The sequence below is a fragment of the Rhodovulum sp. PH10 genome (assembly GCF_000293785.1).
GTDB lineage: Bacteria > Pseudomonadota > Alphaproteobacteria > Rhizobiales > Xanthobacteraceae > Rhodoplanes.
Genome location: NZ_AKZI01000068.1, coordinates 1 through 13094, shown reverse-complemented (window position 1 = coordinate 13094; position 13094 = coordinate 1). Strand labels below are relative to the sequence as shown.

General features: G+C 68.6%; 14 protein-coding genes. 4 read left to right on the top strand and 10 right to left on the bottom strand.

The window, feature by feature from the left end:
* Nucleotides 1–157 precede the first annotated feature (157 nt).
* Nucleotides 158–556 carry a PPOX class F420-dependent oxidoreductase gene (locus A33M_RS12225; RefSeq protein ID WP_008387488.1) on the top strand — a complete coding sequence of 133 codons (399 nt, stop codon included), beginning with the start codon at nucleotides 158–160 and terminating at the stop codon, nucleotides 554–556.
* 90 nt (nucleotides 557–646) lie between these two features.
* Nucleotides 647–874: an FmdB family zinc ribbon protein gene (locus tag A33M_RS12220; protein WP_008387487.1), complete on the top strand. Its 228-nt coding sequence runs from the start codon at nucleotides 647–649 to the stop codon at nucleotides 872–874.
* Nucleotides 875–917: 43 nt separating this feature from the next.
* Here A33M_RS12220 and A33M_RS12215 read toward each other — a convergent pair whose 3' ends face one another.
* The 4 genes from A33M_RS12215 to A33M_RS12200 all read right to left on the bottom strand — a co-directional run bounded on the left by A33M_RS12215 (nucleotide 918) and on the right by A33M_RS12200 (nucleotide 4750).
* The gene (locus A33M_RS12215; protein ID WP_008387486.1) at nucleotides 918–1217 is read right to left on the bottom strand and encodes an antibiotic biosynthesis monooxygenase family protein; all 300 of its coding nucleotides are present in this window, start codon (nucleotides 1215–1217) and stop codon (nucleotides 918–920) included.
* A gap of 135 nt (nucleotides 1218–1352) precedes the next feature.
* Complete coding sequence (locus tag A33M_RS12210; RefSeq protein WP_008387485.1) at nucleotides 1353–2897, bottom strand: DHA2 family efflux MFS transporter permease subunit; 1545 nt, start codon at nucleotides 2895–2897, stop codon at nucleotides 1353–1355.
* Nucleotides 2890–4287: an HlyD family secretion protein gene (locus A33M_RS12205; RefSeq protein ID WP_202801868.1), complete on the bottom strand. Its 1398-nt coding sequence runs from the start codon at nucleotides 4285–4287 to the stop codon at nucleotides 2890–2892. The genes A33M_RS12210 and A33M_RS12205 overlap by 8 nt, the downstream gene beginning before the upstream one ends.
* On the bottom strand, nucleotides 4280–4750 hold the full coding sequence (locus A33M_RS12200) for a MarR family winged helix-turn-helix transcriptional regulator (protein WP_008387483.1): 471 nt from the start codon (nucleotides 4748–4750) through the stop codon (nucleotides 4280–4282). The genes A33M_RS12205 and A33M_RS12200 overlap by 8 nt, the downstream gene beginning before the upstream one ends.
* A gap of 207 nt (nucleotides 4751–4957) precedes the next feature.
* On the opposite strand from A33M_RS12200, the gene A33M_RS23945 reads away from it, so the two are divergent.
* A complete protein-coding gene (locus A33M_RS23945) occupies nucleotides 4958–5620 on the top strand; it encodes a hypothetical protein (protein WP_008387482.1) in 663 nt (220 codons plus the stop codon).
* Nucleotides 5621–5727: 107 nt separating this feature from the next.
* Nucleotides 5728–6105, top strand: a complete 378-nt coding sequence (locus A33M_RS12195) for an H-NS histone family protein (protein ID WP_008387481.1) — start codon at nucleotides 5728–5730, stop codon at nucleotides 6103–6105.
* Nucleotides 6106–6175: 70 nt separating this feature from the next.
* Here A33M_RS12195 and A33M_RS12190 read toward each other — a convergent pair whose 3' ends face one another.
* The 6 genes from A33M_RS12190 to A33M_RS12165 all read right to left on the bottom strand — a co-directional run bounded on the left by A33M_RS12190 (nucleotide 6176) and on the right by A33M_RS12165 (nucleotide 12973).
* Nucleotides 6176–6826: a class I SAM-dependent methyltransferase gene (locus A33M_RS12190; RefSeq protein ID WP_008387480.1), complete on the bottom strand. Its 651-nt coding sequence runs from the start codon at nucleotides 6824–6826 to the stop codon at nucleotides 6176–6178.
* The gene (locus A33M_RS12185) at nucleotides 6823–8088 is read right to left on the bottom strand and encodes a DUF3419 family protein (protein ID WP_008387479.1); all 1266 of its coding nucleotides are present in this window, start codon (nucleotides 8086–8088) and stop codon (nucleotides 6823–6825) included. Before A33M_RS12185 ends, A33M_RS12190 begins: the two co-directional genes overlap by 4 nt.
* Before the next feature lie 132 nt (nucleotides 8089–8220).
* Entirely contained in the window at nucleotides 8221–9474 is a 1254-nt protein-coding gene (locus tag A33M_RS12180; RefSeq protein WP_008387478.1) for a phenylacetate--CoA ligase family protein, read from the bottom strand.
* On the bottom strand, nucleotides 9465–10325 hold the full coding sequence (locus A33M_RS12175) for an ABC transporter ATP-binding protein (protein WP_008387477.1): 861 nt from the start codon (nucleotides 10323–10325) through the stop codon (nucleotides 9465–9467). The genes A33M_RS12180 and A33M_RS12175 overlap by 10 nt, the downstream gene beginning before the upstream one ends.
* 244 nt (nucleotides 10326–10569) lie before the next feature.
* The gene (locus A33M_RS12170; RefSeq protein WP_008387476.1) at nucleotides 10570–11853 is read right to left on the bottom strand and encodes an ABC transporter substrate-binding protein; all 1284 of its coding nucleotides are present in this window, start codon (nucleotides 11851–11853) and stop codon (nucleotides 10570–10572) included.
* Between the two features lie 46 nt (nucleotides 11854–11899).
* Nucleotides 11900–12973 (bottom strand): branched-chain amino acid ABC transporter permease, encoded by a 1074-nt coding sequence (locus tag A33M_RS12165; protein ID WP_008387475.1) that lies wholly within the window; start codon nucleotides 12971–12973, stop codon nucleotides 11900–11902.
* Nucleotides 12974–13094: the final 121 nt, after the last annotated feature.

Genomic DNA, 13094 nt, shown 5'->3' with positions numbered 1-13094 from the left:
GGAGGCTTCGGCATCGCCGGCAATATGGGCCGCGGGGCGCGCCGATGAAAGAGCCGCCCGCACCGCCGGTGCCGGGCGGGCGGTGCGCTCCTATATCTCGGTGGCCGCGGCAGCAAAACGGCCGGCGGCGCGGTATCCGCCATTCAGGGAGCTTTCGATGGTCACGCCTCCGGACGCCTATCTCGACCTCCTGCGCGAGAAGAAGGCCTTTGCCAGCATCGCCACCGTGATGGCGAACGGAACCCCGCAGGTGACGCCGGTGTGGTTCGACTATGCCGACGGCATCTTTCGGGTGAACACCGCCAAGGGGCGGGTGAAGGCCAAAACCCTGACGCCCGGCGCGCCGGTGGCGATGGCGATCGTCGATCCCGAGAATCCCTACCGCTACCTGCAGGTTCGCGGGCGGGTGAAGAGCGTCACCGAGGAGGGCGCCGACGCCCACATCGACGCGCTGACGAAAAAATACCTCGGGGTCGACACCTATCCGTACCGTCAGCCGGGCGAGGAGCGCCTGTCGGTGACCATCGAGCCCAGCTCCGCCTCCGGGGTCGGCTGAGATCGCACCGCCTCTTGCGGGCGGCCGGGCGGTCGGGCAAGAAGAAAAAACCCCCGGCTGCCCGTCCGTGCGCGACCATCAGGAGGCGTCATGCCGCTCTACGGTTATGCCTGCAAAAGCTGCGGCCACATGTTCCAGACCCTCGTGCGGTCGTCCGAGGTGCCGGCCTGCCCGGCCTGCGAGAGCGTCGAGCTCGAGCGCCAGCTCTCGCTGATCGCCTCGCCGCAGAAGGGCGGCGCCGATCCGGAGCCGACCTGCCCGGCGGGAGGGGCCGGCTGTGGCCAGTGCTGCGGCATGGGCGGCGGCATGTGCGGCTGAGGCCGCCTCTGCGAGGCGGCCGTCGCACGCTGTCGCCGGTTGGTCAGAACGCCTGAAACACCTCCTCGACGTGCTCGACATAGGGCGGCGCGTCGAAGGTGTGGGCGACGCAGCCGCGCCACTCCTGGAACTCCGGGGCGTTGCGGAAGTCGACCGTGTGCGCCTCGAGCGTGTCCCACTGCACCATCAGCCGGTAGCGCTGCGGTTTTTCCACGCTGCGCACCAGCTTGACGCTCTTGCAGCCCTTGGAGCGCTGGAACGCCGGGACCGCCTTGCGCACCCCGGCCTCGAACTCGGCCTCCATGCCGGGCTTCACGTCGATCTGGGCGATTTCCGTCACCATGGCGTCCTCGTAGGGATTCGGCCGCGCGATCCGCGGCCTCTCGGGAAGGGGCCGGGATGATGCGCCCGCCCCGCCGGCCCGCGCAAGCGACGGCGACGCAGATCTCGCGCGCGATGTCCTCGCCTGCGCGGACCGTCAGTCGGCCACGGCGACCGCCGGGCCACCGCCGCCGCTGCCCTTCTTCAGCAGCAGCACCAGCGGCACCGCGGCGAGCGAGATCACCATCAACAGCCAGAAATCGTCGACGAAGGCGATGATGGTCGCCTGCCGGGTGATCTCGCTGTCGAGCGCGGCGCGGCCGACCGCGGTCCACGGGCTCCAGGAGTGGACGAACGCCGGCAGCTCGAACAGCCGGTTGAACGGCGTGACATAGGTGGCGATGTCGGCGTGGTTCGCCTGGGTGTTCTCGGTCAGGAGCGCCGAGACGATCGAGATGCCGACCGAGGAGCCGACATTGCGCGAAAGGTTGTAGAGCCCGGTGCCGGCCGGGCGCTTCTCGGCCGGGATGGTGGAGAAGGTCACGGTGGTCAGCGGCACGAACAGGAAGCCGAGCCCGGCGCCCTGGATCATGCCGACCCAGACGATGGTCCATTGCGAGACGTCGGGCGTCCAGCCGGTCATCTCCCACATCGCCCAGGCGGTCAGCAACAGGCCGGTCGCCAGCAGCACGCGGGTGTCGACCTTGCCGATCAGCCGGCCGACCAAGATCATCGCCAGCATGGTGCCGACGCCGCGCGGGCCCATCACGATGCCGGCGGTGACCACCGGATAGCCCATCAGCGTCTGCAGATAGGGCGTGAGCAGCGCCAGCGAGGCGAGATAGGCGATGCCGACGACGAAGATGAAGATCATGCCGATCGCGAAATTGCGGTCGAGAAAGAGCGTCGGGTCGACGAAGGAGGCCTTCGCCGTGAAGGTGTGGACGAGGAAGAGATAGAAGGCGACGCACAGCACCAAAAGCTCGAGCTGGATTTCGCCGGACGACAGCCAGTCGAGCTGCTCGCCGCGGTCGAGGAAGAGCTGGAGCGCGGCGATCGCCAGGCTCAGCATCGCGAAGCCGAACCAGTCGAGTTTTGCGAGCAGGTTTCGCGGCGTCTCGCGCAGATAGATCGACATGCCGAGAAAGGCGAGCGCGCCGATCGGCAGGTTGATGTAGAACACCCAGCGCCAGCTCATGTTGTCGGTCAGCCAGCCGCCCAGCACCGGGCCGAGGATCGGGCCGACCATCACCGCGACGCCGAACAGCGCCATCGCCGAGCCGCGCTGCTGCGGCGGATAGATGTCGAGCAGGATCGACTGGGCGAGCGGCACCAGCGCCGCGCCGAACAGGCCCTGCAGCACGCGGAAGGCGACGATCTGAAACAGCGACTGCGCCATGCCGCACAGCATCGAGGCGACGGTGAAGCCGAGGATCGCCGCCATCAGCACGCGCTTGCGGCCGAACCGGCCGGCCAGCCAGCCGGACGGCGGCGTCATGATCGCGGCGGCGACGATGTAGGAGGTGAGGACCCAGTTGATCTGGTCCTGGCTCGCCGCGACGCTGCCCTGGATGTAGGGCAGCGCCACATTGGCGATCGTGGTGTCGAGCGCCTGCATGATGACGGCGAGCACGACACAGGCCGTGACGGCACCGCGATGCGGAACCGGAGTGTCGGCGCCGCCACGACCCGTGTCAGCCATCGGAACGGTCTCCGGAGGCGGCGGCGGGCGCCGTCTCGGCCGGGGTCGCGGGGGCGGCGACGGCGGTGCCGCCGAACAGGTTCTTGACGAACATCGGCAGGCCGCGCGGATGGCCGGTGTCGACGTCGATCGTCACGCTCATGCCGACCCGCAGATGCGGCTTGTCGCCGGGGGTGTCGAGCTTCACCCGGATCGGGATGCGCTGCACCACCTTCACCCAGTTGCCCGAGGTGTTCTGCGCCGGCAGCAGCGAGAAGCTCGACCCGCTCGCCGGGCTGATGCTGGCGACCGAGCCGTGCCATTCGACGCCGGGATAGGTGTCGACCGTCACCGTCACCGGCTGGCCGGGCGAGACGTGGGTGAGCTCGGTCTCCTTGGGGTTCGACTCGACCCACACGTGATCGGTCGCGACCAGGCTGAAGGCGGAGGTCGCCGCGGCGAGATACTGCCCCGGCTGGAGCGAGGGCACATTGGTGACGACGCCGGCGAACGGCGCTTTCACGCGCGTGTGGGCGAGCTGGCGGGCCGCCTCGTCGCGCTGGGCCTTCGCGTCGACGTAGCGCGGATGGTCCTTCACCGCGATGTCGGGGTTCTGGTTCAGGTTGGCGGCGATGCCGGCGAGCTGCTGGCCGAGCGAGGCGACCTTCTGCTGCGCCACCTCGAGATTGTGGTGCGCGCTGTCGAACGCCTGCTCGGAGGCGACGTTGCGGGCGACCAGCGCCTTCTGGCGGTCGAACTCGCGGGTGTAGAAATCGACGTCGGCCTTGGCCTGCGCGATCTGCGCCTGCATGTCGCGATAGCTCGCCTTGAGCGCCGCGATCTGGTCGCGCACGATCGCGAGGTTCGCCTGGGCGCGGGTCAGCGCCAGCCGGAACGGCTCGTCGTCGAGCTCGAACAGGAGGTCGCCGGCGGCGACCCGCTGGTTGTCGGTCACGTCGACCCGCTTCACGATGCCCGACACGTCGGTCGAGATCGCCACCTTGTCGGCCTGCACATAGGCGTTGTCGCTCGACACCACGGCGCCGCCGGTGACGTAGAGCCAGCCGCCGATCACCAGCGCCACCGGGAGGGCGGCGAACATCAGCGTGCGCACCCGCCGCCGGCGATCGTCCGACCCGGCTCGCGCCGGGCCGGACGCGCCGTCCGGAGCGGCCGCCGACCGACGGGGGGCAACCCGGTCGGGGCCGTTCGGTGCGTCGTGCCGCGGGGAATCTGTCGGCTCTCGCGCCTCGGGGGCATCCGTCCGAGGGAGGTCGGACGGATGGGCGTCGGCGGAGCGCTGCTCGGGCGGGCGGACCTCGTGCAGCCGCATCGGTGCGGCGGTGGGCGGGGTCGGCCCGCCGGCAGCGTCGTCCGGGTCGAGCACGGGGGTGCGTTGCGGCTCAGTCATGCGCGAGTTCCTTCTGCCGGCACGAGGTGCCGCAGAGCTGCACGAGATTGTTCTTCATGGTGGAGAGGAGTTCGCCCAGGCGCTCGCGGTCCTCCTCCGAGAGGCCGGCGAGGGCTTCCGCCCGCGTGGCCTCGCCGACCGCACGCATCTCGCCGAGGATCGGCAACGCGGCCGGGCGCAGATAGAGGCGCTTGATCCGGCGGTCGCTCGGATGCGGGCGGCGCTCGACGAGGTCGGCGGCTTCGAGCCGGTCGACCTGCCGGGCGAGGGTGATCGGCTCGACCTCCAGAATGTCGGCGAGGCCGCCCTGCGAGATACCCTCCGCGTGCGACAGATAGGCCAGCACCTGCCACTGCGCGCGCGTCAGCCCGGAGGCGCCGGCGTTCTGCTCGAACCGCTTGCGCAGCAGGCGGGCGACGTCGTTCAGCAAGAATCCGAGTGTGGGGGCGGTCGGGTCGGGCATGGCGGTCATCGGGTCGGTGCCGGGGCGGTACGATTTTGCGTTATACAGATATATGTCATCGCTACCTTGTGTCCGGCACAACATAAGCATGCTTATGATCTCGTCAAGGAGGGCCGGGCGAACTTCGAGACGCGGCGTCGGCGGCGGGCGACGGACGGGGGCGGCACGGCGCAGCCGGTGTCGAGGAGCCCGCGAGGAGGAGCGGCCGTGAACGACCGCGGCGGCGCGCGGTTCGGAACATCGACGCATCTGCCGGAAAGCTATTTTTCGCCGGCTCGAGCCATAGTCCGGGGCTTCGGGCTATTCCAGGCGCCGGATCGGTCGGCTGTGCGACTCGCCGGCGGGAAAGCCGTCGTCGCGGTAAAGCGGCGCGCCGCCGTGCCGTTCGGCCGGCTATCACCGCACGATCCCACCACCATCATGGAAAGGCGCGAGGCGGGTGCTCGCTGCGGGCACGAAAGCACGCGGAACCCGAACGGCCGGCCGGCCGAATTCGGCCGCGGCGCGACGGGACGATACCTTCGCCTTTTCGCTGCGCACCGGTGCATCGACACGGTTGCTTTCGCAAGGCCCGCCGGAATCGTCGCTCGATGCTTTGCGGCCCGCGGAAGTGCACGCGCCACCGGCGCCGGCGCGCCGCGCTCGGCCGAGGGCTCGCCTCCGCGCGAGCGCCCGCGGCCGCACGGCGGCGGGTTTTGCCGATGCTTTGCCGAATACCGCCGCCGGTATCATGCCGAAAACCCGATCGAGCCCCGTCCGGAGTCGGGTGTTTCGTTCGTGCGGCAACCGCCAGTAAGCGATCGTCGCCGCCCGATCCGGTTCCGGATTTCACCAAAGAGTTTTCCGCTTGCGGGCGGCATTATCTCGTGACAAGGGACGTTTCGTCGGACTTCTCGCCGATGGATCGGGCCGACCGAAATCGTTCCGTCCTTTCGTTTCATGCAAAGCGTTTGAAATTCGTTCGAAGGAGAGCCTCGATGGCCGCCGTGAATCTCAAAGCTCTCGACGTGGATGCCCTTTTGGGGCTGCGCGCCGAGATCGACCAGACCCTCGAGGAGCGCAGCCGCGAGTTGCGCAAGCAGCTTTCGGTGCTGGAGGCCGTGCGCGGCCGGCCGGGCCGCCCGGCGGCGGGCTCGGGCCGCAGCAGCGCGCTCAAGGGCGTGAAGGTGGCGCCGAAATATCGCGGGCCGAACGGCGAGACCTGGGCCGGGCGCGGCGCGCATCCGAAATGGCTGGCGGCGCTGCTCGCCGAGGGGCACGAGCTCGAGGAGTTCTCGATCGAGAACGGTGTCGAGGAGATCGAGGAGGACGAGGCGCCGGCGCGGCGCGGGCGCCCGCGGCGCAAGCGGGCCTGATCGGCCGGCTTTTGCGCTCTGCTCGTTGCCCGAGGCGCCGGGAGATCGCCCCGTCGTCGCGTGAAAAAGATCAGGCGGCGAGCCGCACCACCGCGTGCTGGGCGTAGCCGCGATAGGGGCGGTCGATCTCGAGCGCCGCCCCGAGGTCGCGCGAGCGGGCCGCGAGGCACGTTTCCAGCCGGTCGCGCGGCTCGACGTGAAACAATGCGAGCCACTGCCGCAGCGCCGTCCTGACCGGCCGCGGCAGCCCCTCCTGACCGCCGAAATCGACGATCCGCAGCTCCCCGCCGGGCGCCACCAGGCCGAGCGCCCGGTCGAGCGCCGCGTCCCAGTCCGGGATCATCGACAGGCTGTAGGAGAAATAGACGCGCTCGAACGCCGCCACGCCGAACAGCGCGCCCGGCGCCAGCGTGGTGGCGTCGGCATGGGCGACGCTCACCCGGCCGGCGAGGCCCGCCCGGCCGATCGCCTCGATGGCGGTCTCCAGCATCGCGGTCGAGACGTCGATCCCGAAGAAGCGCGCGTTCGGCCAGCGCTTCGCCGCCCGGATCAGGTTGCGGCCGGTGCCGCAGCCGATCTCCAGCACGCACGCCGCCTCGCCAGGATCCAGCCGGTCGATCAGGTCGTCGCGGCCGAGCAGATAATATTTGCGGGTGAGGTCGTAGACGTGACGCTGATGCCGGTACATCCGGTTCATCGCTGCGGTGGCGCCGGTGGTCATCGCGCCCGCTCCGCGACATCGCCCGATGTGCCGTCGGTCAGCACATAGAGGTGGAAGCCGCCATAGATCGCCGAGCGGTCGCGCGCGCCGAGCGTTTCCGAGCGCTCCTGCTCGTAGCGCCAACGCGACAGCACGGAAGGATCGAGCCGGCCCGGCAAAATGCTCGGCGCGGCGGCGGTGCGAAAAACGACGCGAGCGCCCGGCCGGGCGGTGCGGGTGATCTCGTTCCACAGCGCCCCGAGCGTCGCGTCGCTCATCCAGTCCTGCGCGTCGAGCAGCACATAGCGGTCGACCGAGCCGGCCGGCAGTGTCGCGAGGTGATCGGTCATCGAGGCGTTGACGACGCCGACCCGCTCGGCCCGCTCGTGCACCAGCGCGTAATTGTCGCGCGCGAGATAGGGCGGCACCGGACCGCGCTCGCCGTCGCCGTAGCGGCGGCCGAACGCCTGCCATGCAAAGTAATTGTCGTCGAGGTCGAAGTCGCAGGTGAGCTTCTCCACCCGCCGCCGCAGCACCGAGGCCATGTCGGTGCCGGCCGAAGCGAGCGCGACATATTGCGCCGGCGGAATGCCGAGCCCGTAGAGCGCGACCGGCCGGCTCACCGCCCACCGCACGAAGCGCTTGTCGAACAGCGGCGCGAGCATGGTCTCGAACACTTCGAGCTGCTCCTCGCGCGAGCGGGCGGCGAGCACTTTTTTCGGATCGACGCCATAAGCGCGGGCGACCGCGTGGCCGAGCCCGATGAAATGGCCGAGCAAACCGTGGCGATAGACGTTGCGGGCAAAGATCGAGATGCGGCGGCGGCCGAGCCCGAAGGCGCTGCGCCCTTCCCAATAGGCGCGCGTCGCGTCGTCGAGCACGGGCGCGAGATGCCGCCAATAGGCCAAGACATTGGCGGGCGAATCGGCCTCGCCGAAGAAGCGATAGAAGGCGTTCCACGACGGCAGGTGACGCACCGCCGCGAGCTTGAGCCGCACCAGCGCGACATGCGCGGTGTTGACGTCGACCGCGGTGATCCGTTTCGGATCGGCGGTGAGATAGGAGAGCACGTTGCAGCCGCCGGACGCGATCGCCACCACGTGATGGTCCGGCCCGATCTCCAGCGCCGCCATGTCGACCGCCGGGTCCTCCCAGATCTGCGGATAGACCAGCCCGCGAAACATCCAGGCGAACAGAATTTCGGAAAGTCCCTGGCGCGAGAGCGCCGGCGTGCGCCGCACCGCGGCGCTGACCCGGCAAGGGGTCTTCGAGAGGGTGTTCAAGCCGAGCCTCGACGATGGATGGAAAAACCGCGCAATCGGAATCGGTGTCCGACGTGTTTATCGGCGCGTCGATGACGGTGTCGTGACAGGAGCGCCGCCGTGCATCGGTTTCGTGACGATACGCTCGGCGTGTCAGCCGTGCCGGTAATCGCGTGTATCGACGATCGTTTTGCCGTCGTGCGGCAGGGCGCCGGGTGCCACCCGCTCCACTTTTGCGCGGAGCCGAGTCACGGTCTGCACGCTGTCGGCGACGGTAGCGGTGAAGGACGGTTCGGCCGTCTCCGTCTCGATCTGCAGCACCATCGTGTCGGCGCCGGCCTCCCGGCCGATCACGAGCCGCGCGTGAAGAATCTCGGGATGGCGGCGTCTCAGCTCGGCGACCTGATGAGGATGGACGAACAGCCCCTTCACCTTGGTGCTCTGGTCGGCGCGGCCGAGCCAGCCGCGGATGCGCGGGCCGGTGCGCCCGCAGGAGCTCGTTCCGGGAAGCCGGCTCGACAGATCACCGGTCGCGTAGCGCAACAGCGGCCAGGCGGTATCGAGCAGCGTCACCAAAACTTCGCCGGCCTCGCCGTCGGCGACCGGATCGCCGGTGCCGGGCGCGACGATCTCGACGATCACGCCCTCGTCGACGATCAGCCCGTCGTGCGCCGGGCTTTCGTAGGCGATCAAACCCAGCTCGGCGGTGCCGTAGCTCTGCATCACGGCGGTACCGCGGGCGTCGTAAAAGGCCCGCGTATCGGGCAGAAGCGCGCCGCCGGTGACGTGCGCCATCCGGATGCTGGACAGATCGGCGCCGTGCGCCTCCGCCTTCTCGAGGATGGTGCGCAGAAAGTCGGGCGTGCCGGAATAGGCGGCCGGCTTCAAGGCGGCTGCGGCCTCCACCTGCTGGTCGGTCTGGCCGGTGCCGGCCGGAAACACCGATGCGCCGAGCGACAGCGCGCCTGCCTCCATCATCGCACCGGCCGGCGTGAAGTGATAAGCGAAGCAGTTGTGGAGAAGATCGCCGGGGCGCAGCCCGGTCGCCCACAGCGCACGGGCGTAGCGCCAGAAGTCGTCGCGGCGCGCCTCCGGCTCGTAGATCGGGCCGGGCGAGGCAAAGACCCTGGCGGGTTTCAGCACGGCGGTGGCGAGCCCGCCGAACGGCGGATTCTTTTGCACCAGCGCCGCCATGTCGGCCTTTCGCGTGACCGGCACTTTTGTCAGATCAGCGGGGCCGTGGACGGCGTCGAGATCGATGTCGGCGAGCGCGCGTGAGAAATAAAAGCTCGTGCGCTTGGCCTCCGTCAGCACGGCCGCGAGCGCTTTTGCCTGCGCGGCGGCGCGGGCGTCGGCGCTGCGGGTTTCGAGATCGTCGTAGGGCGTGTCGAGAAGCGTCACAGCCACCGCTTGCGTCTCCGAAAGCTCTTCAGGTTTTTAAAACTCTTGCGCTCGGCGCCGCTGCCGCCGAGATAGAATTCTTTCACGTCCTCGTTGTCGCGCAGCGCATCCGCGGTGCCGTCGAGCACCACCTTGCCCTGCTCCATCACATAGCCGAAGCGCGCGACCGACAGCGCCGCGCGGGCATTCTGCTCGACCAGCAGAATGGTGACGCCGAGCTCTTGGTTGATCCGTCGCACGATGCCGAACACTTCCTGCACCAGGAGCGGCGACAAGCCCATCGACGGCTCGTCCATCAGGATCAGCTTCGGCCGCGCCATCAGCGCACGGCCGATCGCCAGCATCTGCTGCTCGCCGCCCGAGAGATAGCCGGCGAGCCCGGTGCGCTCCTTCAGCCGCGGAAAATAGGTCAGCACGCGGTCGAGATCGTCTGCCACCTCGGCGTCGCGCCGGACATAGGCGCCGAGCCGCAAATTTTCCAGCGGCGTCATGTCGGCGACGATCTTTCGGCCTTCCATCACCTGCGAGATGCCCCGCCGCACGATCTTCTCCGGGTCGATGCCGTCGATGCGCGCGCCGTCGAACAGAATCTCGCCGCGGGTGACGGCGCCGTTCTCGGTTTTCAGAAGGCCGGAGATCGCCTTCAGTGTGGTCGATTTGCCGGCCCCGTTGGCGCCGAGCAGCGCCACCACCGCGCCCTTCGGCACCGAAAGGCTGAGGCCGCGCAGCACCAGAATCACCTCGTCATAGACGACCTCGATGTTCTGCACCGCGAGCAGCGGCGGCTCGGCTGCGCCGTTCGCGCCGCCGTGCCCGCCGCCGTGTCCCGGCTCGCTCGTCTCGTCCTGCCGGCTCATGGGGACTCGTCCCGCTCCAAGATGTCACGCGATGCGTGGGCTTGCTTCACCTCTCCCCGCCTGCGGGGAGCGGTCGAGGCGCGGAGTGCGTCGGGTAAGCACGTCGGGTGAGGGGCACATCGATTGCCCGCGAAATTGCCCCTCTCCCCGACCCTCTCCCCGCGTGCGGGGAGAGGGAGCGCCGGCGCTCTGCCGTGAGACCGATCGGCAGCCATCGACTGCGTTCGATCTCAATCGCCTTCGCTCACCACCCGAGCCATTCGGGCTTGCGCGGCAGGTCGATGGTCGTCACCTTCTCGAGTGAGATGGTGCCGTTCTTCACCAGCTCCGGCAGCGGCGCGTCGGTGGGACCGGACACCTTGGAGCGATAGAGCGCGACGCTGGTGGTCGGGCGGTGGTCCTCCGCGGTCCATGTCGAGGGCATGCACACGCCCTCCATGCCGGCCGGCACCCAGTCCTTCTTCTGATAGAATCCCTTCTTGACGTTCGGGCCGGTGATGCCGCCGTTTTTCGCGGCCCACGCCATCGCCTCCTTCAGATACATCGCCGAGCAGACGCCGGCGAGATAATGAACCGGCCGATAGGTCGCGCCCTCCGGATCGGACTCTTTGGAGATCTCCTGCACCGTCTTCATGCCGGGCGCGTCGCCGCCCCAGGCGACCGCGGTGCGCAGCGGAAACACCACGCCGTCGGCGGCGTCGCCCGCCGCTTTTGCGGCGTTCTCGTCCATGCCCCAGACGTTACCGAGGAACTGCACGTCGACGCCGGCGGTCTTGCACGCCTTCAGCACCGCGATGTTGGAGCCCGCCGTGTTGCCGAGATAGGCATAGTTCGCGCCGGCGTTCTTCAACGTGAGGCATTGCGGCGTGTAGTCGGCCGGCGTGAAGGCGAACTGCACCGGCGGCAGCACCTCGAAGCCGAGGTCTTTTGCGATTGCCTCGCCGGCCTCCTTCGGCGCGTTCGGATACGGGTGGTTCGCGCCCATGTGGACGAATTTCGGCTTCCCGGGCTTGCCCTTCTTCTTCCAGTCGTCGGCCGCCCAGGTCAGCATCGCGCGCAGGGCGTCGGAATAGCTCGGCCCGTAAAAGAAATTATAAGGTGCGGCCTTGGCCTTGCCGCTCTTGCCGGTCGGGTCGGTGAGCGCGGCGGAATACGAGCCCGAGATGTAGGGGATCTCGTCCTGCGCGACGAAGCGGGTCAGCGCCTCGGTGTCGGCGGTGCCCCAGCCGACGATCGCAGGCACCTTGTCGCCCGACCATCGCTTGTAGAGCGTGACGGCGCGCGGCACCTGATATCCATAGTCGGTGGTGTCGACCTTTGCCGCCTTGCCGTCGATGCCACCGTGCTCGTCCACCCAGGCAAAAGTGTCGGCGACCCCTTGCGCGAACGGCTTTCCGACATCGGCGGTGCCACCCGAGAAATCGGCGAGATGGCCGATGGTGATGGTGTCTTCCGCGCGCGCGGTCGTCACCGCCACGCTCATCAGGGCCGCGAGGGAGACGCCCCGCAAGATCGTCGTGATGGTCATCGGTGCTTCCTCCAGTGATGGTCCCGGCTTCTGTGGCCGTTTGTGTTCAGTGTGAGAACGGATAGAGCTTCCAATAGGCCTTGATCTGCCGCCAGCGATGCGCGAGCCCGTCCGGCTCGAACAGGAGAAACAGCACGATCACCAGGCCGATGGCGATCTCGCGCAGGAACGAGATGTTGGTGTCGAGCGAGAGCGCGCGGTCGATCGCGCTGCCGCGAACGGCGGCGCTCACCCACTCCATCGCCTCGGGCAGCAGCACCATGAAGGCGGTGCCCATCAACGTGCCGGACACCGAGCCGAGCCCGCCGATGATCACCATCGCGAGGAACACGATCGAGCGCTCGATGCCGAAACCCTCGTTGGAGACGACCTGCTGATAATGCGCGTAGAGCGCGCCGCCGAGCCCGGCATAGAAGGCGGCGAGGCCGAACGCCATGGTGCGGTAGGTGGTGAGGTGAATGCCCATCATCTCGGCCGAGAGATAGTGATCACGGATCGCCACCAGCGCACGGCCGTCGCGGGTACGCAACAGATTGGTCACCATCAGATAGGTGATCACCAGATAGGCGAGCACGACGAAGAAATATTGGCGGTCGCCCTGCAGCTCCCAGCCGAACAGCGCGAACGGTCCGGCGATCGCCGGCACCACGCCGCCGGTGAACCACTCCGCGCGCGAGAAGAAGTCGAGCAGAATGTATTGCGCGGCGAGGGTCGCGATGGCGAGATAGAGGCCCTTCAGGCGCGCCGCCGGCAGGCCGAACAGAAGTCCGACCAGCGCGGTGACGACCGCCGCGAGCGGGATCGCGAAGAACACGGGAATCGGAAACGTGGAGCTGAGATAGGCCGAGGAGAAGGCGCCGAGGCCGAAGAAGGCGGCATGGCCGATCGAGATCTGGCCGGTGAACCCGACCAGAAGATTGAGCCCGAGCGCGGCGATGCCGAGATAGCCGATCTGGATCAGGATCGCCAGCCAATAGCGGTCGACCAGCCACGGCGCGAGGCACAGGAGCGCGATCCCGAGGATCACCGCATTGCGCGAGGTTTTCGTCGGGAAGATGGTGGTGTCGGCCGCGTAGCTGGTGCGGAAATCGCCGGCCGGCAACAGGCTCTGCATCGCCATCTCGCTCTCCTATGCCGCCTCTACACCTCTCCCCGCATGCGGGGAGAGGTCGGCGCGCGTCGCGCGGCGGGTGAGGGGGCGTTGCCGGGCTTTCCGAGCCGCCCCTCACCCCAACCCTCTC

What these genes read in the sequence shown, in the direction of transcription:
- A33M_RS12210 (WP_008387485.1), bottom strand. Translation starts at nt 2,897, where the DNA reads ATGGCTGACACGGGTCGTGGCGGCGCCGACACTCCGGTTCCGCATCGC.
- A33M_RS12175 (WP_008387477.1), bottom strand. Translation starts at nt 10,325, where the DNA reads ATGAGCCGGCAGGACGAGACGAGCGAGCCGGGACACGGCGGCGGGCAC.
- A33M_RS12170 (WP_008387476.1), bottom strand. Translation starts at nt 11,853, where the DNA reads ATGACCATCACGACGATCTTGCGGGGCGTCTCCCTCGCGGCCCTGATG.
- A33M_RS12200 (WP_008387483.1), bottom strand. Translation starts at nt 4,750, where the DNA reads ATGCCCGACCCGACCGCCCCCACACTCGGATTCTTGCTGAACGACGTC.
- A33M_RS12190 (WP_008387480.1), bottom strand. Translation starts at nt 6,826, where the DNA reads ATGACCACCGGCGCCACCGCAGCGATGAACCGGATGTACCGGCATCAG.
- A33M_RS12205 (WP_202801868.1), bottom strand. Translation starts at nt 4,287, where the DNA reads ATGACTGAGCCGCAACGCACCCCCGTGCTCGACCCGGACGACGCTGCC.
- A33M_RS12195 (WP_008387481.1), top strand. Translation starts at nt 5,728, where the DNA reads ATGGCCGCCGTGAATCTCAAAGCTCTCGACGTGGATGCCCTTTTGGGG.
- A33M_RS12225 (WP_008387488.1), top strand. Translation starts at nt 158, where the DNA reads ATGGTCACGCCTCCGGACGCCTATCTCGACCTCCTGCGCGAGAAGAAG.
- A33M_RS12220 (WP_008387487.1), top strand. Translation starts at nt 647, where the DNA reads ATGCCGCTCTACGGTTATGCCTGCAAAAGCTGCGGCCACATGTTCCAG.
- A33M_RS12215 (WP_008387486.1), bottom strand. Translation starts at nt 1,217, where the DNA reads ATGGTGACGGAAATCGCCCAGATCGACGTGAAGCCCGGCATGGAGGCC.
- A33M_RS12165 (WP_008387475.1), bottom strand. Translation starts at nt 12,973, where the DNA reads ATGGCGATGCAGAGCCTGTTGCCGGCCGGCGATTTCCGCACCAGCTAC.